The sequence below is a fragment of the Chitinophaga ginsengisegetis genome, assembly GCF_900168065.1.
Taxonomy (GTDB): Bacteria; Bacteroidota; Bacteroidia; order Chitinophagales; family Chitinophagaceae; genus Chitinophaga; species Chitinophaga ginsengisegetis.
Genome location: NZ_FUZZ01000001.1, coordinates 2,037,413 through 2,055,884, shown reverse-complemented (window position 1 = coordinate 2,055,884; position 18,472 = coordinate 2,037,413). Strand labels below are relative to the sequence as shown.

Annotated in this window: 12 protein-coding genes; all 12 read right to left on the bottom strand. The window is 47.3% G+C overall.

Annotated elements, in window-relative coordinates:
- Positions 1-125: 125 nt before the first annotated feature.
- The 12 genes from B5Z18_RS08150 to B5Z18_RS08090 all read right to left on the bottom strand — a co-directional run bounded on the left by B5Z18_RS08150 (position 126) and on the right by B5Z18_RS08090 (position 18,225).
- On the bottom strand, positions 126-467 hold the full coding sequence (locus B5Z18_RS08150) for a HopJ type III effector protein (RefSeq protein WP_079468876.1): 342 nt from the start codon (positions 465-467) through the stop codon (positions 126-128).
- 107 nt (positions 468-574) lie between these two features.
- The gene (locus B5Z18_RS08145) at positions 575-1,096 is read right to left on the bottom strand and encodes a putative antibiotic biosynthesis monooxygenase (RefSeq protein WP_079468875.1); all 522 of its coding nucleotides are present in this window, start codon (positions 1,094-1,096) and stop codon (positions 575-577) included.
- 79 nt (positions 1,097-1,175) lie between these two features.
- Positions 1,176-2,036: an NmrA family NAD(P)-binding protein gene (locus B5Z18_RS08140; RefSeq protein ID WP_079468874.1), complete on the bottom strand. Its 861-nt coding sequence runs from the start codon at positions 2,034-2,036 to the stop codon at positions 1,176-1,178.
- Positions 2,037-2,152: 116 nt separating this feature from the next.
- Entirely contained in the window at positions 2,153-3,073 is a 921-nt protein-coding gene (locus B5Z18_RS08135) for a hypothetical protein (protein WP_079468873.1), read from the bottom strand.
- A gap of 245 nt (positions 3,074-3,318) precedes the next feature.
- Positions 3,319-6,123 carry a M16 family metallopeptidase gene (locus tag B5Z18_RS08125; protein ID WP_079468871.1) on the bottom strand — a complete coding sequence of 935 codons (2,805 nt, stop codon included), beginning with the start codon at positions 6,121-6,123 and terminating at the stop codon, positions 3,319-3,321.
- Positions 6,124-6,177: 54 nt separating this feature from the next.
- The gene (locus B5Z18_RS08120) at positions 6,178-7,488 is read right to left on the bottom strand and encodes a MutS-related protein (protein ID WP_079468870.1); all 1,311 of its coding nucleotides are present in this window, start codon (positions 7,486-7,488) and stop codon (positions 6,178-6,180) included.
- Positions 7,485-8,834 carry a MutS-related protein gene (locus B5Z18_RS08115; RefSeq protein WP_079468869.1) on the bottom strand — a complete coding sequence of 450 codons (1,350 nt, stop codon included), beginning with the start codon at positions 8,832-8,834 and terminating at the stop codon, positions 7,485-7,487. Before B5Z18_RS08115 ends, B5Z18_RS08120 begins: the two co-directional genes overlap by 4 nt.
- 14 nt (positions 8,835-8,848) lie before the next feature.
- Positions 8,849-11,149 carry a Gldg family protein gene (locus B5Z18_RS08110; protein ID WP_079468868.1) on the bottom strand — a complete coding sequence of 767 codons (2,301 nt, stop codon included), beginning with the start codon at positions 11,147-11,149 and terminating at the stop codon, positions 8,849-8,851.
- A gap of 21 nt (positions 11,150-11,170) precedes the next feature.
- Complete coding sequence (locus B5Z18_RS08105; protein ID WP_079468867.1) at positions 11,171-12,100, bottom strand: ABC transporter ATP-binding protein; 930 nt, start codon at positions 12,098-12,100, stop codon at positions 11,171-11,173.
- A gap of 146 nt (positions 12,101-12,246) precedes the next feature.
- On the bottom strand, positions 12,247-13,173 hold the full coding sequence (locus B5Z18_RS08100) for a hypothetical protein (protein ID WP_079468866.1): 927 nt from the start codon (positions 13,171-13,173) through the stop codon (positions 12,247-12,249).
- 28 nt (positions 13,174-13,201) lie between these two features.
- Positions 13,202-14,629: a RagB/SusD family nutrient uptake outer membrane protein gene (locus tag B5Z18_RS32675; protein WP_079468865.1), complete on the bottom strand. Its 1,428-nt coding sequence runs from the start codon at positions 14,627-14,629 to the stop codon at positions 13,202-13,204.
- Between the two features lie 11 nt (positions 14,630-14,640).
- Positions 14,641-18,225 carry a SusC/RagA family TonB-linked outer membrane protein gene (locus B5Z18_RS08090; RefSeq protein WP_079470007.1) on the bottom strand — a complete coding sequence of 1,195 codons (3,585 nt, stop codon included), beginning with the start codon at positions 18,223-18,225 and terminating at the stop codon, positions 14,641-14,643.
- Positions 18,226-18,472: the final 247 nt, after the last annotated feature.

Below are 18,472 nucleotides of genomic sequence, written 5' to 3'. Positions count from 1 at the left end.
GTAGAGGAAGCAATAAAAACGGCGTTAGGTATTTAGCACGTCTAATAAAGTGGATGTCCGGATCTACCTGCGGGATATCCGGACGTCCTTTTTTTGCTCATTTTCCTCCAAAGAAGTATTGTGAACTACTTCACAAGCAGGGCCTGTCCTTCAAAAACCACTCCCGGCCAGCCATGAAGCATAAATTGCCTGATATTCTGGTGATCTGTTCCATCCGGATTATTTAACACCGATTGATAGTGTTCTGCAAACAGGTACAGCGTATCTTCTTTGTCCAGGTTATTTAGCCGGGCGAAAGCAAAAACCTTCGCGCTCCCCTGATTTTGGGTCGCTTCATTATGTGCCTCTCCGTTTTTAAAAGCGGTTGGCTGATGTTGATAGTAAGTTTCTATAAATTCAATCACCTCTTTGAAACTAAGTGAATTGTCTTTTAAGTTTTTAATCAAAGTAATTAATTGCTCTTTCATCCGGCGTATTATGTATTTAGAATCATGTGAGTTTATGCAAGGCCAGTACACCTCATTTAACGGATCAAAAATAGAAATTTAAGATGATGTCGTGTTGCTGAATATTTTCAGGATGGCCGCAGCCATTTTTTCAGCAACCGGGTGATCACAGGCATTACCACCCATGTTAACAAGGCTACCATGCAAACGGCAATAATAAGTACCCGCAGCGGCATGGGCAGGTTTTGAAGATAGGGGCCTACTGTGAATGACAACAACAGGCTGGTGGGGAAAACGCCGCATAAGGTGGCAACAGCCATTTTCCATCTTGGTGGTGGCAGCGGATAACGAAACCAGGCTTCCAGTCCTGTTAGCGGCCTGTAAACCGGTTCTTCGGTCAGTTTTGAGGCGTAAGCCTCCCAGTCTCTAAAAAGTTTTGAATTATAAAATGCGTCTCTTTCAGCTTCATCTGCAAAAGTTCTTAAAATGCCAATCTCATTCGAATCTGAACCCGGCAGCGACGTGATCATGGCAGCGCCATGAACGCCTCCATGTATAAATGATTCGCCGAGAAACTGCCTGAGGGCTTCCTTAAATTCCTCTTCTTTTCCCGGAAGTACCTTTCTTGTAATGGCTACGTGTATCGACATCTGTTAAATGATATTTAAAAGCGAACAACAAATAAATATACAAAAAACTGTCTTTACAGATGTAGATGGGCATAAGAGGTTACTTTGCCGAGGCCACTAATTCCCCGATATAAGCTGTCAATGTTGTGGTACCTCTGACCGGGCCGGGCGGTGTATATTTTCCCTTCAATGTAGCGTGGGTCATTGCCGCCATTGATTTCGCTGCCGGCGCTGAAAAGCCTGCGTCTTCAAGTGCCTGTATCCAATGGCTTTCAGGAATTTCTACCGCTTTCACATCTTTCCCCAGCGCAGCAGAGAATGCGTCTGCAACATCCTTTGCGGAGTATTGTTGCGGACCTTCCACATTATGCAGGCCGGTTTGGGTAACCGGTTCCAGCATCAGCCTGGCAGCCACGCCGCCAATATCACCGGGTGATACCATGGGGAGTTTGAAATCAACAGGATAAAAGGTATAAACAGTGCCTGCTTCACGTGCTGTTTCCAACGAAGCGGCCCAGTTGCTCATGTAATAAGCGCCGCGGATAATAGTGGTTGGTATATTCATATTCGCCAATGCCTGTTCCATTTCATACAGCACACCAAGATCGCCGAGACCGTTACCCGGCTGCGCACCGTAAGTAGACTCCGCCACTACTTTTTTTATCCGGGATCCTTCAAGTGCAGTAAGAATAGCATTCAGTGTTTCTTTTTCTTGTGCCGCCGTATCTGTTGAGGGGGCTGCCGGGGGATTAAGTAAAAACAACCGTTCACCGGTATTGAAAATCTTCTGCAAATGCTTTACATCCAACACATCTGCGATGGCTACGTCCGCTCCCTTTTGTTCCCATTCCTGCTTCTTTTTTGGATCGCGGGAAATAATGGTTACCAGCTCTCCCTTTTCTATGAGGGCCTCTGCCAGTGCAGGTCCTATATGTCCTGTACCTCCTAAAATAATATGCATGTCACCAGTAATTTAATGTTAGAATGGAATTCCACAAATCATACCATGATGTTGTAAATAACAACAGCTTCCCCTGAGAGAAGCTGTTGAGTGGAATGATAGCAATAAAGTTACTGTCAGTAGAATACGGCTATGCTGTCTGGTTTCCAGTTGGTGTCGTTGAGATCCACCTCTATGCCACTGCTGGTGGGTGCAAAGAGATTGCCTTTTAAAACGGTGCGTTTGTTGGTTTCAAACTTAACATTGTTAATGACTTTGTTGGCCAGCAAATTACCCAGGGTACTTCTGCAAACAACTGTTATCGACGGCACTGTGTAGCTGCCCTGCAAGGGGAAGTAAGCCTGTGTTTTAAAACCTGGCTTTCCCTGGTTGTAAGCGGGTATCTGGAACGTATAGCCCAGGTAGTTCGAATAAGCGGTACCGTTAGCAGGGTTGCTTACCTCCCCGGTAGGAAAATTAAATATCCGCGGGATGCCGCTGAACTGAATGTCCATCCAGGCGGCATCAGCCGGCAGCGGGTCCTGGATAATAAATTGGAGTCGCGCCACAATACGGTCCAGTGAAACTTTGGCATTAGCCGGTCCATTTACCACCATTTCAAAGTGCTTGCTGAAAGCATCGCTGCCGGGATACTTGAAACCGGCATTGGTGATGTTTGGACGATACTTGTCGCCGGTAGCCAGCAAGGTAAACCTGTAATTACCGGGCGGCAATGTATCCCGGATTACACCAAAAGAAGGACTACCTACTTCCTGCACAATTTCATGTTTGATGGCAGCCTGTGCACCTGTACCATACACTTTGTAGTAAAGGTATTTTACATGACCATCCAGCGAATCTTTTGCAGTTGTGGCATCGCCGGCGATGCGGGCAAAGCTGTCCAGCTCCTGCGAAAAATCATCGACATTAAAAGTAACGGGGAAGACAGTTCCGGCACTGGCTTCAGGTTCGGTGTTGGCAGGTTGTGAGAGGTTTTTGTTACAGGAAACAAATAGCATGGCGCCGGCGAGCCATACCAGGGGTGTGGTTTTAGACATGGTTGAAGAATTTAGGTTGATTAAGTTAACTTTATTCTGTGCCTTTTTTGCTACTTGTAATAGTAGAGTTTGAAGCCTGTTTAGTGACAGGCTGTGATAAACCAGGCATACTGAAACGATCACGGTTAGCAAAGAGAAAATGTCCCGGTTCCTGGAATGGCTGGTACAGCCTTGATATAACGCCCAAAAAAAAGCCGCCCCCGGTAAAGGGAAACGGCTTTTGCATCATCACTCAAAAACAATCTTTATTTCTTTTCCGGCAAGGCAACAAAGCGGATCACATTTTCTCCGCCCAGGTAATTTTTTGAAGCGGCCTTAATGGATGCGCCGTTAACACGACCCAATTGTTTTTCTATATTAGGCAACTCTTTCAGCGCTTCATTACTTTCTATTTTTCCGGAGATGTATTGTAACCAGAATTCATTGCTTTCTACCTGTAATTCATATTGCTTCTGGAAGCCTGCTTTGAATTTCTGCACTTCATCGGCAGTAGCGCCCTGTTGCTGTAGATTGGCGATATCCTGCTGTACCAGTCCTACGAGGTGTTCTACGTGTTCAGGTGCACAGCCAAATGATACATTTACGGCGAAGCGCTGCTCGGGTTCTTTCGACATATTTGCATTTACAGAAGGGGTGTATACTTCGCCGGCGTTTTCCCGCAGGCTTGTTAACAGGCGGTATTGCAGTATTTCAGACAGTGCCTGCAGCTGTACTTTATTTTCGGTACTGTACACGCAGTCGCCATTGTAAACCAGTAATACAGTGGCCTTATTATCAGTTCCTTTGGTCACCGTTTTTACCAGTTGACCTTTAGGCACACGCAGTGGCAGTTTCACGGCTTTCTCCTTTCTGTTCAGGGAAGGCAATGCACCGAGGTATTGTTCCAGCAAAGGTTTGATGCTGTCGGTATTAAAGTTTCCTACAAATACGAAGTTAGCCTGTGAGGCATCCGCAAAGCGGTCGCGGTACACTTCATACGCTTTTTCCAGGCTGATACTATCGAGCCTGGCTAAGGTAGATGGGCTTGTACGGTAATTGTAGCCGCTCAATACTGCGGTCACGGTATCTTTAAATACATTGCCCGGATCATTGTAACGGGTTTGGATCTGCTCCCTGGATTGGGCCAGTGCATTTTCAAACAGCACGGTGTCTTTCCGGGGTGCAGTAAACCGTAGGTATACCAGTTGCAGCGCGGTCTCAAAATCTTTCACGGTGCTGGCGCCGCCCACACCCTGGCTACGTCCACTGATGAACGCGCCCACGGAGGCGGATTTGCCGTTTAATATCTTCGATAACTGAACCGGCGAAAGGTCAGCAAGACCGGACCCGCTTATAATTCCGTTTGCACTGGAAGCACTGGGGAACTCTTCATTTGAATATTTATTGATACCACCGGGGGCAAATGACATGAACTGGATCACATCATTTTTGTAAGTGGTGGGTTTGAGCCATACTTTCACGCCATTGCTCAAAGTTAATTGTTGTACGCCCAGTGCCGCATAGCTTTTTTGTGCTACTACTTTTCCTGGTGCAGGTAATTTTTTTAACAGCGGTTGATCGGTAACGTTGTCTTTGTACGCTGCCAGCGAGGCCGCGGCTATTGTTTTAAACCACCCGTTAACGGTAGCGGAATCAGGAAGATTGTTTTTCTCTTTGTCAGGAGCAACGATGAAGATATCGCGGTTGGTATCTTTGATGTATTCGTTGGCTACTGCTTTCATATCGTCAAGACTGATACCCGGCAATTCCTTTTTCAGGAAATTGTATTCCCAGTCGAACCCTGGTGAAGCCGCTCCTTCGAGGAACAACGCCTGGTATTCTTTCACATAGCTTTCGGAAACTGTTTTATCTTTTTCCTTTGCTGCTTTTTCGAGATTGTTGAGGTAGGCCACTTTGGCGCGGTCCAGCTCTGATTGTGTAAAGCCGAAACGTTTTACCTGTTCTACTTCCGACCAGCCAGCGGCAAAGGCTTCTGCCAGCTTACCGGGTTTAGCGGTCACGGAAAAGGAGAACTGATCCAGTCCGCCCATTAAGTTACCGATGCCTGCGTTTACACCCAGGAATGGGGGATTGGGTTTTTGAGATAATTCCCCGATCCGGGCGCCGAGTACCTGGTTAAACAACGACCGTTTTACCGTGTTGAGATAGTCGGTAGTAGTGATCATTTTACCGGCTGTATGCTTTATAGCCATTTCCAGGTTGGTGGCAGATACTTCGGGGTCGGTAATGGTGAGGAACTGATTTTTGCCGGTGAGGGCAATTTTATAATCGGGCCGGGGTTTTTCGTTAGCAGGGTTTTTCAGGTCTGCAAATTGTTTGCGGATCTGTTGTTCTACCTGGTCAACATCCACATCGCCTACTACAATGAGTGCCTGCAGGTTGGGACGGTACCAGTCGTGGTAAAAGCGACGGAGTGTAGCCGCCGGGAAATGCAGCAGTATGCTATCCGTACCAATGGGCGAACGGTTGGCATACCGGGCATTGTTTAACACCACGGGGAGTGTTTTGTCCTGTATGCGCGCTGCAACGCCTTCGCGCAGGCGTTTCTCTTCAATGATCACGCCTCTTTCTTTGTCAATATCGTCTGTTTCCAGCAGGGCTTCCTGTGCCCAGTCGCGCATAATATCCAGGCCACGGCTTACCATTTTTGGATCAGTGGTAGGAATAGGCAACTGGTAAACGGTTTCATCGAACGATGTATAGGCGTTCAGGTCAGCGCCGAAGCGCACGCCTGCTTTTTGCAGGTAATCGATCAGTTCATTTTTGGGGAAATGGGTGGTACCGTTAAAATTCATGTGTTCCAGAAAATGGGCAAGACCACGTTGGTCCTCATCTTCCAGGATAGAACCTACTTTGTTGGCCAGGTAGAATATTGCGCGTTTGGCAGGTTCATTGTTTTTGCGGATGTAGTAGGTAAATCCATTTGATAATTGCCCGGTACGGACTGCAGCGTCCAGCGGAATGACCTGGCTCTGACCGGAGCCCTGCGCAAAGCTGTCTGCTGTTGAAAAACACAGCAGCCCTGCTATGGCCAGATAACGATAATGCATAGCTATTTATCTTTTGTTGGTTTTTGTGTGTAACATGGTTCCGTTATAAGAACATTACAGCATGTCTAAGATACCTTCATTCTCAATAATAATCATTCCCTGTCTGTCTGTTGTAATACCTTTTTGCAGGGTATAGGTGTATTTCGGTACGGTACCTTCCATGATGGTTGGCAGGAATTCAAACTGTATATGATCGCCTTCGGTTTTTAGTGCGTCTCCCACTTCAAAGATATGAGTGGAAATAATAAAGAAGCAATCCCTGAAAGCGGTGAAAGCTGCTGTTACAGCCAGTGTGGCGTCATAAGCGTCTTTCACGTTGGTGCCTTTAAACAGTTCGTCGAAAATAACGAAGAGATGTTTGTCGGCGTCTACTTCTTCCGCTACCTTTTTTACACGGAGTACTTCTGCATAAAAATGGCTGTATCCGCGGTTCAGGTCATCAGGTACATTTACGGAAGAATAGATGCCATCCAGTACGGAAAACTCCAGCTCCTGTGCAGCCACAGGGAATCCCATATGCGCCAGGTACACCATGATCCCTGTTGCTTTCATGAGGGTAGATTTTCCCGCCATGTTGGCGCCGGTGAGAAACAGTACGTTGCTGTTGCCGTTAAACGAAAGCGTGTTGGGTACTGCTTTATCCAGGCCAGGATGTTTAACTCCTTTAGCTGCCAGCACATTTTTTTCTTTCGGTAATGCCTTTGCGTAGGAAAATCCTTTTGCTTTGGCAATACCGGAAACGGTGATATATACTTCTATTTCGTAGGTGAGCGCCAGCAAGGCTTTTAACTTATCCTGGAATACGTGTGCCAGCAGATAGTGTAGCCTGGCGGTTTGCAGCAGGGATCTTTCGTCGTTTATATTTTGCAGCCGTTTATCCCGGACAATGCTCCGGGCGCCTGCCACCCATTTTTCCCAGGGAGTGTTTTTATCGCGGCCTTCTTTTTCCAGCTGACCAAGTAGCGTAGTGAAGCCTTTCAACAGCTGTACGCAGTTAGCTATGCCCTGCAGTTGCAGTTCATATGCATCATCCTTTACCAACAGGGCGGCTAATTTTTTCCGGCTTATTTGCCAGAGGGCCAGGGGAAAGTTGCTGTTGCTTCCTTCATCCAGGAAGGCTTCTGTGCTGCCCAGCAGTTGTTCCTCAAAAGGGAAGGGAATGGGCTGATCACCGAAGTAGCGGAATGCGGCGCTCCTGGCATTGATCTGGTCTGCATCGGTTAACGGGTGCAGGAACATGGTATCCAGCAGTTTCTCCGCACCCCGGGTTTTTACCTGGTTGAAAAGACTGAAGATGGAATTGGCATTATACTTTCCCAGCAGCGACAGATCGTCCAGTGTTTGTTTATCTGCAATAAAGCTCATGTGGTCTTCTTTATTGATTTTTTCCTGGCCAATATGTCCAGGATACCTTCATTTTTTATAATTACCATACCATGCCTGTCGGAAGTAATGCCTGTGGCCAGTTTATGGGTATAAACGGGCTTGCTGCCTTCCATTAACGTTGGCAGATATACGAAATTGATATTGTCACATTTCTCTTTGAGCACGTCGCCGGCTTCAATGATATGTGTAGATACCACGAACATACAGTTCTTCCTCCGTGCAATGGCCGATGTAATGGCGATGGTGGCTTCGTATGCGTCTTTTACATTGGTGCCGCGGAACAGTTCATCAAAGATGACAAACAGGTATTTATCGCGGCTTAGTTCCTGTGCAATGGTTTTAACACGCAACACTTCTGCATAAAAGTGACTGGCGCCCTGGCTCAGGTTATCCGGCAGGTTGATGGTGGTGAAAATGCCATCTCTTACGGAAAATTCCATTTTTGCAGCAGGTACCGGGAATCCCATCTGGCCCAGGAACATAGCAATGCCCAGTGCTTTCATGAAGGTGGATTTCCCGGCCATGTTGGCGCCTGTCAGGAAAATAATATTGCTTGAAGGAGTGATGTTGAGTGTATTGACCACCGGTTTGGTTAAAGACGGATGGTAGAAATCTTCCAGCACTACTGTTTGCTTTTCCGCATCCAGGGCAACGGGGAAACAGAATTTACGCTCCCGGGCGGTGCGGGCAACAGACAGGTATACGTCGGCCAGGTAAATATGTCCCAGCAATTGCAATACGATACTCCGTTGCCGGAAGCGGAGTATTTTATCATACTCCGCTACCGTGGCAAAGGAAAATTTCTGTTTGGTATGTTCCTGCAACAGGGGCTGCAATTCCGCTGTTTGTAATAACCGGTCGATGGCCGCCAGTTCCTTGTTGTAAGGAAGATCCGCCACCTGTTGCCGGATGTTGTCTGCAAACGTACGGGTTGCCTGTAAAATACCGATCAGGCTCACTACACCTTTTTCAATGGCTTTGTACGCTGTATCGGCGGCAATCAGGTGATTAAACTTCCTGCCCAGTGTATGTTCCTGGTCATTCAGTTTGGTGCGTTCATCGGTATTCTGCAGGTGTTGTTCTGCGGCATCAAACCAATCGCCTTCATACGGGAAGCGTATTTCCTGTTGGGAAAACGCGCGGATGATAGTGCTGCGCGCATTAATGGCAGCTGCGTCTGAGAGCGGGCTGCGGAACATTTCTTCCATCAGTTCCGATCCTCCGCGGGTAAAGGTGCGGTTATATATCGTATACACTGAATCGCCTCCACCTTTCCCGAAAATGTTCAGGTCATTCAGCGTTTGTTTGTCGGTCATTAGGCTCATACCAGCTGTTTGTTTTATTTTCTTCTTCTCCTGATAAGTAAAATGCTGCTGCCTATCAGCAATAATCCGGGGATTACACCCATTAACCCGTATTTCACCACTTTCAAACTTCCTTTGGTGAGGAAGAGCGTGTTGTCTTTTGAATGCGGGCGACTTACATCTACCGGTACGGTGCCGTAAGATAGCCAATGGAACATACCTGGAATCAAAGAAAAGTTGGAAGCGCCGTAATATCTGATAGGCGGTTTCATACCACCGTTACTGATACAGTCGGCATCTCCTATAATCATGATGCGTTGCTCTTTATTACCTACTTTTCTCGATAAGGCCATTGCTGTAACGAAGCTGTCTGCTTTTTCTCCGGCCATAATATCTACGGAAGCAGAATCATTGACAAAATCGATGGTCTGTGTTTCGTTCCATGTTTTCATGGTATCGGTTTGAAGAACAGGAGTAGCTTTAAAACCTTTATCTTCCGCCATCACCAAACCAGCCGCTTTTACCATACCCACATACGCATGTTGTTTGATCATCAGCTCAAACATAGGTGCGATGCTGATAGCCGCATTTGTTGGCCGGCATATCACGGCATTGGCCGCTACATCCGTTTTAGGTTGTACCAGCTGACCAGGTATTGTTTTTACACCAAATTGTGAGATGAAAGATTCCATCACCGCTGATCCGGGTTTGATGGTTACCACCAGGTTTCCGCCATTGGCAATGTAGGCATCCAGTTTACGTTTTGAAACGGAATCCATGTCCTGTAGCATGTCGGAAACCACGATAATGTCTACGCCTTTGGGGATCTGGTTATTGCCGGAGAGGTCCAGTGTTTCCACATCGCAGCCCTGGTTGGTGAGGGCATAACGGAATGTTTTAACAGAAGAAAACAGGGTATAGTCCTTTATGCGGTCGCCTTCTATTTTCCGTTCTCCCTGGCCTTGCAGGAACGCGATTTTTGGCAGCTTCATCACCATGCGTTTGAACACGGCAGATATTTCTGCTTCATCGGGGAATTTCATCATATCTTCATAAATCCGCAGAAAAGCCTTTTGTCCGTTTTCTCTTTCTACCAGGCGAACAAAAACATTGCCTTCATCTCTGAGGTTGATTTGCTTTCTTATTTCTTCCGGTTTCAGGAACATATCAATATCCAGGTCTTTGATCTCTGCTTCCTTTTGCGCCATTTCCGCGAGGGATTTGTTTTTATAAACAAAATTCAGGCGGGGGTTATTACTGGCGGTATCATAATAATAAACGTACTTCAGCTTTGTTTCCGGTTTGAAACGGATATATTGTTTCAGTTGCTGTTTATCTTCATTTACCATTTCGGGCATCCCATTGTAGCCTTCCCGGTCGAGGAGATTTACATAGGTGGTGATGGTGAGACCGCCATCCAGTTTGGCCATGATGGCCTGGCTGTTGGGCGTGAGGGTATTGCGCTTTGTTTCGGTAGTATCATAATAGGCCATGAATATTGGCCGGGAGGTGGTGTAACCCAGCGCCATAGCGGCTATCACCACCAGTGCATACTTGCTCCATACGGAAGAAAAAGATGCATGCGTGCGGTTGGCCTGTAATTTCAGGATGCTCAGCCCCAGGAACATGGCTACTACAATAATGAAATAAAGTACATCTTCTGTACAGATCAGTCCGGCGATCATTTCGTTGCACCGGCCGGAAATCGATAGCCAGTAGGTGATATCACGTACAAAATCAATGCTCTGCCATACTTTGTTCATATAGCTGAGGGTGCCCAGCAGTACCAGCGTTCCGAGGGCGGCCACTACCTGGTAGGAGGTGAGGGACGACATAAACAATCCAATGGCAGCATAGGCGCACATCAGGAGGTAAATGGCAAGAAGTCCCGATAATACCGGCGCCAGTTCAAACTTGTCCACTATAAACATACACACAACCACATACACAAGCAGCACGGCTATCAGCAGGAGGCTATAGGCCATCATCGCCAGGAATTTACCGCGGATGATTTGTGAGGAAGTGATGGGAGATGAATATAATAATTTGATAGAACCGCTGCTCAGCTCCCGGCTCATCAATCCCATTGTGAGCAGGGGCATATAGAGATAGAGATAACTTTGCACCGAGGCAAGCAATCCTCGTTGTCCGGAAAAAATATTGGCGGAGATAAAGGACAAGCCAAGGCCGCTGCTCTGGCCCCGCAGCATCTCCTGCATGGTGTCTGCAAAACCCATCCCTGTCTGAAAAGTAAATACCACGAGGATCATCCAGGCGATCGGTGAATAAAACAAAGTGAATAACTCTGCTTTGGCGATCTTAAAAATTTGTCTCATTGAATATCTTTTATTGATTTTTTATTTGGTATTTTTTTTAGACAACCTGGCAAATACGGCATCCAGTGAACTCTTTTCAATAATCAGTTCCATAAGTCCCCAGCCTCTGCCCACGCTTATTTCCGCGATCCGTTGCGCCGTTTTCTTTTCCCCGTCGTATCCGAGTCTGAAACGGGAGGGGGCCAGTTGTTCAATAGACCTGATACCTTCCAGTTTCAGCAGTTCCTCCTGTGCGGGAGGGGTTTCCAGCATTACTACCAGTGAATTGGGTTCGATGTAGTTGTCGAACATTTCCAGGGTTCCGGAAAACACCATCTGCCCTTCTTCAATCATTTTGATTTCCTTGCAGGTAGCCTGTACTTCTGTGAGGATGTGGGTAGACAATAACACGGAGCGGTCTGTTGCAATTTCTTTGATCAGGTTCCTTACTTCCACGATCTGGTTTGGATCGAGGCCGTTGGTGGGTTCATCGAGTACTACAAACTTAGGGTTGTGCACAATGGCCTGGGCAATGCCCACACGTTGCTGGTATCCGCCGGAGAGGTTGCGGAGCAGGCGTTCCCTGAAATGCGCCACGCCGCATCTTTCCAATGCCTGCTGTACTGCTTTTTTTACCTGGTCTTTTTCCACCATCCGCAAATCGGCGCAATAGGTGAGGTATTCTTCCACGGTGAAATCGAGGTACAGCGGCAGCTTTTGCGGCATAAACCCGATATTTCGTTTGGCCGTTACCGGATCTTCTTTCAGGTTGATGCCGTTGATAAATACTTCTCCCTTTGATTGTTTTAACACCCCACAAATGATATTCATGGTAGTGGATTTGCCGGCTCCATTGGAACCCAGCAGGCCCACAACTCCCTGGCTATGGATCTCAAAATTTATGTCTCTTACCGCCCACTGGGACGCGTAACGGTGAGACAGATTCTCAACTTTTACGATGGCGTTTTCCATTCATTACGGATTGTTTATTGAATAAAATAGCAGGCGTAAGCTTTTGCTTACGCGGTTATTGCGTTTGAATATTTTTTTATAAAGATGGGTTACTGAAAAATACCTTTCGCCGGGGACAAGCCCCGGGCGAAAGGAAAGGTCAGGAATCAGTAGGCGGCGTTTGCAATAGCGCGTACATCTATATGATATTTTGTTTTGTAATAATCCACCAGGATATCAAACTTCTGTTTGATGAGCGGATACTGCAGGTACGGTTGCATTTGTGCATCCGTCCGGGTTGTAATATGCATGATAAATGAAGTAATATCATTTGACTTGGCCGTTCCCCAGGAATAGGTGCCATAATACCATTCGCCTATTCTGCCGCTGATGGGATCATAGCTGGTGGGTAAAAAGCCCCTGTTCCGGAAGGCTTCCAGGTTGTCCGGCATCGACAGCGGCGCAGTAGGTGCTGCAGCTGTAGCGTAATTGCTGACGGTATAAAATGCTGCGGGAATATCCAGGATATTGTTACTGATGTAATAACTCCAGATAGCGCTTGTGAGAATATTCTTTTTCGCTACTTTCTCTGCCGGGGTCATGGTTCGCAGGGATGCGTTCATGCCTGCGAAAGTGATAGACTTACCTACTACTTTGCAATCGAAATAAAGATATTCCCTGCCCGGCGGCATGCCTGGCCGGTATTGTTTGATGGTATCGGCCATCAGTACCCGGTAAGGAATCCCCTGGCTTTTCCTGAAATCTTCCGGGAGAAATTTCAACCACACATCATTGAGAAAGTTCAGCATATCCCCGGCATAGGCGGGATTGCCCAATACCGCTGTATCGATCTTTGATGCGCTGCCGCCGGCTGCCTGTGTCCACTCAAAATCCTTTTGTGTAAACACATACAGGAAGTAAGATCCGTAGTTGTTGTACAGCTGCTGGATTTTATCATTTGCCTCTTTGGGGGCGTTCCCCTGCGGCAACACATAATCAGGTCCGATCGGCGCCGGTGCGCCAATTTCATTATCCTTCGAACAGGAGAATAATAATATGCTGGAGATGCAGCCGATGAGAAATATATGTTTCATGTTAAAGATGGTATTGCGTGTTAAATAGTTACTGTCCGATCCTGTCGCTCATGGTGCCGGAAGGATTTTGTTTCAGTGCCGGATTCCTCTGCAACAAACTGTTAGGAAAAGGCAGCGTGTACATCGGGTCTTTTTCTTTCAGTGTGTAATGCAGAATGGCTTCTCCCAGTTCATGCTGATACCGGTGTGTAATGGCCGGCATGCCGTAACGGCGAAGATCAAACCAGCGGAATCCTTCCAGGAAAAATTCTTTCCGGCGCTCGTCCCGTACCGCCTTTAGCAGCACTGCTTTATCACCGATGTTTTCATCTGTATAACCGATGATACGCGTACGGCGCAGGTCATTCAGATCTTTCATGGCGGCGCTCAGTTTTCCGAGTTGCACATTTGCCTCTGCCCTGTTTAACACGGCTTCCCCGGTACGAAGACATTGAACAAGTTCCCCGGCTATGTTTGTATACTTCGATATGAGCGGCGCGTCGCCGTTTGAATCAGAGATGCCATATTTGCGGCGTACATCTTTCTCTGCATCATAAATGGACATAAGTTCCGGTGAAAACGTATAGGCGGTTTGGTCGCCCCCCTGTGATTTTCCGCCAAACATCCATTCCACTTCCGGGTTGGTATAGGTGAGGTAGTACCCGGTGGTGATGCCGGTCATATCCATCAGCACACTTCCCTGTTCAAACACTTTATTGGCTTCTGCTACACAATCCTCCCATTTCTCCATATAGAGATATACCCTTGATAAAAGAATATGAATGGCAGGCTGGTTGATGTGATAGTCCCTGCGAGCAATGGGCAGCGGGTCCATCAGCGTGGCAGCTTCTTTCAGGTCGTTGACGATTTGCTCATATACTTTTGCAACGGTCGTCTGCTCCATGTATTCCGCAGTTACACTGGAGTTCAGCTTTAAGGGTACGGCAAGCGCCTGTGGATTGCTGTTGTAAGGTTCTCCGTAGAGATTTACCAGCCGGAAATAATAGAAAGACCGCATCGCCAGGGCTTCTCCCTTCACCCTGTCTTTTTCCTGCTGGCTGCCGATGGCGGTGTTGATATTATCCAGCACGGCGTTGCATCCCATGATCCGTTCATAAAAATAGAAGTAGGCGGTAGATGCAGGATCTTCACTGATAAGATCGCCCAAACCATTTCTGTCGGCTAACTGAGGCTGCCACGTATAGTAGAGGTAATCCGTTTTCACAGTAGCCGTTCCTACAATGGAGTAGCCGGTACCGGCGCCCCATTCAATGTTAAGATCCACGTCGTCGTCCATGCGGGAAAGAAAATCAGTTGGCTCGTCATTTCCCATATAACCTGATCCCATCAACAGCTCCCGGAAGTCGGTGGCAGTTTTGGGAATGATTTCACTCTGGGATTGTTCTTCCAGGAATTTAGTGCAGCTGGATGCCAGCAGCGTGAAGACAAAGAAAACAGAGAATAACTTATATTTCATGCGCTTCAATATTAGAAAGTCATATTAAAAGATAATGACGTTGTTCTGCGGGCAGGCCATCCGTTTGTTTCGGGGTCATAGCCTCTCCATGCATCGTCAAAAGTTACCAGGAACGGGTTGGTCATGCTGAGGGATGTACTCAGTCGTTTGATGTGTATCTTTTTCAGCAGTTCCTGTGTAAACTCGTAGTTAAACGAAATTTGCCGGCAGCGGACAAAATCAGCATCTGCCACCATGTAGTCGGATTGGTTATACAGGTCATATGGTGTTACCCTGAATGGTACTGTTGTTGGCAGGTAGAATTCTATCCTGCGGGGATTGCCGGGTGGAACAGCAGGAACGTTGGTATATTTCTCATCGCCTGGTTGTTTCCAGCGTTCCTTCAGGATCCTGGGAGCATTCTGTTCAGGAGTGGGCGCACCGGAAGCGTTGTAGAACACGGGCAGTCTTTTTTGATTTCCGAATGCCATGGCGAATTGTGCGCTTAAGGAGAGGTTCTTATACCTGACCATTGTATTGAATCCACCGGAAAAGTCGGGATCCAGCTTACCTGATTTTACCAGGTATTCCAGGTCGTTGGCAGTAGGTTTAATATCCATGTTTTTGAAGAGCGGCACTCCATTGGCCGGACTTAAACCTGCATAAGCATAGGAATAAAAAGTGGAGTAGGCTTCTCCGTTCACAATAGCTGTTCCGTTCAGATAATCCTCTCTCGTATTAACCCTTTCGTTTTGTTTCAGCACGTTCCGGGCAAGACCTGTATTCACAGAAAACTGCCACATGAAGTCTTTGGTACGCACCGGTACTACACTGATGATCAGATCATAGCCGGTGTTTTCCATCAGGGAGCCAAATACGGTTGCGGAATTCATCCCGTTTTCAACGGGCACGTCCCGTGAAGCGAGGATGTTACTGCTTTTTTTGTACCAGTTGGCGGTAGCGCTCAGGCGGCCGTTAAACATGGCAACATCCAGTCCGAGGTTCCATGTTTTTGTTTTCTCCCAACCCAGTTCAGGATAAGGCAGCGATTTGATATTGAGGATATACTGTTTGAATACATTGCTGAGTCCTCCGTCGGTGGCAATCAGGTAAGGAGATACCGCTTCCACTGCATTTCCCTGGTAGCCGTAAGTGGCAGATACGTCGAAGGCATTCAGCCATTTCTGGGAGCTGAGGAATTTTTCGTTGGCAACGCGCCATTTTCCACCCACCGACCAGGTTGGCTGGAACCGCTTGTTTTTATCCTGCCCGAAACGGTTGGAGGCATCCAGTCTTGCGTTGAAGTTGAAGATAAAGCGCTGATCAAAACCATACACCGCAGAAAAATATTCACTCAGGAAATTACTCTTCTGGTTAACGATGCGGGAATTGACGCGCATGAGGTCAAGGAGATTGTCGCCATTGCCGGAGATCATCGCAGACAGTGCCGGAACAGGCGCATAACTTTCTCCGCGGTAACGGAGATAGCCATAACGGGTATCAGTGTTACCCTGCGTGAGTGCGGATCTTGCCTCCATTCCCCCCTGGAGGGTAACGGCATGTTTAGTACCAAACAGGTGGTTATACACCAGGCTGTTTCTCCAGGTATATCCACTGTTGTTGGCATTCTGCATTTGTACGAGTCCTCCGAAAGGCAGGCGGCTGGCCAGTTCCTGCGGAGAGTTGGACAGTACGCTGCCAAACTCATATCCTCTTGTTTGAGTGATATAGTAAGATAATTCCGTAGCGTAAGATTTTACGTTGGAATTGGTAAGGGTGTAAGATAACAGTCCCTGGTATTGCAGGTCCTTTGTTAACTGCAGGTTTACATCTGCAGTAGACGACAGGTTAGTGGTCACATTTTTATTCCCGGTATTATTAATTTCATTCTGAATGTTATACTGGTAGCTGTTGTTGCCGGGGAAAACGGTGCTGGATTCCCCTCTTTTCTCATGATAGAAAAGGGAGCCGTCGTCGTTATACATAGGAATGGTTCTGGCGGTATTGTAAGCATAGGTGAACGGATCTACGCCATATGCAAAACCATTTGTTTCCCGGCGGCTTCCATTCAGCATGAAGTTTACGGTTAGCCGTTTTCCAAACCGGAGCGTGGTATTGGAAGAGGCGGCGAAAGAAGTAAGGTCATTTCCTTTGGCTTCGCCGTTTTGCTGTTGCAGGCTCAGAGAGGTTCTGTTTGAGATCTTCTCGGTACCGCCGGAGATGCTCAGGCTGTGATTCTGACTGAACGGGTTGCGGAACAGGAGAGAGAACCAATCGGTATTCTGATTTTCCAGTTTCCGGTACCGTTCCACGTAAGTGGCGTAATCAATTTCTTTTCTTTGTAGTTGCTGGATCAGTGCAGCGTAGCCGATAGGCAATACTTCAGCAGTATAGCTGTCGCGCGCTTCGTATACTTCTTTCGAAAACTGCATCAGTTCCTGGGAGTTCATCAGGTCGAAGTCGCCGTAGGTAGGTTTCTGACCAACGGTGAGGTTGGAGTTGTAAGACACCGACAACTGGCCGGGACGGGCTTTTTTTGTGGTGAGTACAATTACGCCGTTGGCTGCCTGTGAACCATAAATAGCGGTGGCCGAAGCATCTTTTAAAACGGTGATGGTTTCAATATCGTTTGGGTTCAGCCAGGAAATTGCGTTAGAGGCGATCAGGCGCAGTTCACTCATGTCTCCTGCCAGTGATCCGCTGCCACTGGGCATTGGTAAGGGATCGCGCTGGATTACGCCATCCACTACCCAAACCGGTTCCTGGTTGCCCAGGATGGTAGAGGTACCGCGGATACGGATCTTTGGGGTGGAACCCACCTGCCCCGATTGCGTCATTACAGACATGCCGGGCACAACGCCCTGCAACATCTGGTCGATGCTGGTTTCGCCGGCTATCTTGATATCATCGGCTTTCACGGAGTAAACGGAACCTACGTAGTTCTTTTTATTCACGTTCATATACCCGGTGATTACTACATCGTTCATTTCAAAGTCTTTCCTGTTCAGCGTGATGTTCAGTAACAGGTTGGCGCCATCGGTTACCAGCAGCGACTTCGATTGTGCTTTATCAAGCGTGTTGGCAGTGAAACCATTATTCCCTTTCAGGACAGCGATTTCCAGGGTTTCATATCCCAGCATGCTGATCACGAATACCGCGTTTTCGGGAGGACGGTTAAAGAAGAAAGAGCCGTCAGACCCGGTGATGGTGCCGCTGACCGTATTTTTTATCCGGACAGAAACGCCTGGCAGTGGTTCACCGGTTGCAGAGCGGATGGTACCGGTGATGGTATTGGGAGGAGCCAGGATATTGCCGGCCGGCGCTGTTTTGCGGGACAATACAATTGTTTTGTCCTTGATCACATAGGTAACCGGAAAGTCTTTCAATACTTCATTCAGCAGATCTTTCAACGGCATATCACGTACGGAAAGCGATACATTCCGTGTATCATTGATCGTGTTATTATTACTGAAAACTACGTACCCTGTTTGTTGTTTGATGGCACTAAATACTTGTTTGATAGGGATGGCTTTACCCGAAAGGGTAACGGTTTGTGCGTGACCCGAGGCATTTGCCTGAAAGATGGCGGCGGCTAATAAAATGACAGTAAGTCTCATTACCAGAAAGATTTTGGTTAGGCCCATGTTTTTTCCCCGGCGATCGGGCGGCCAATAGCATTTTTTTTGCATAAATTGCATGAGATTTGGTTGTTAATAAATGTGAATTGCAATAAACCGTTTAGAAACCAACTAAGTCAAATACACCGTCACGGCCGCAATCCGTGACGGTTTTTTAATGGTTGGTTCGTTTAATAAAATAGTCAGGCCGGGCCATACAGGCCCCTTCTGTGATTCTCCGGTGAAG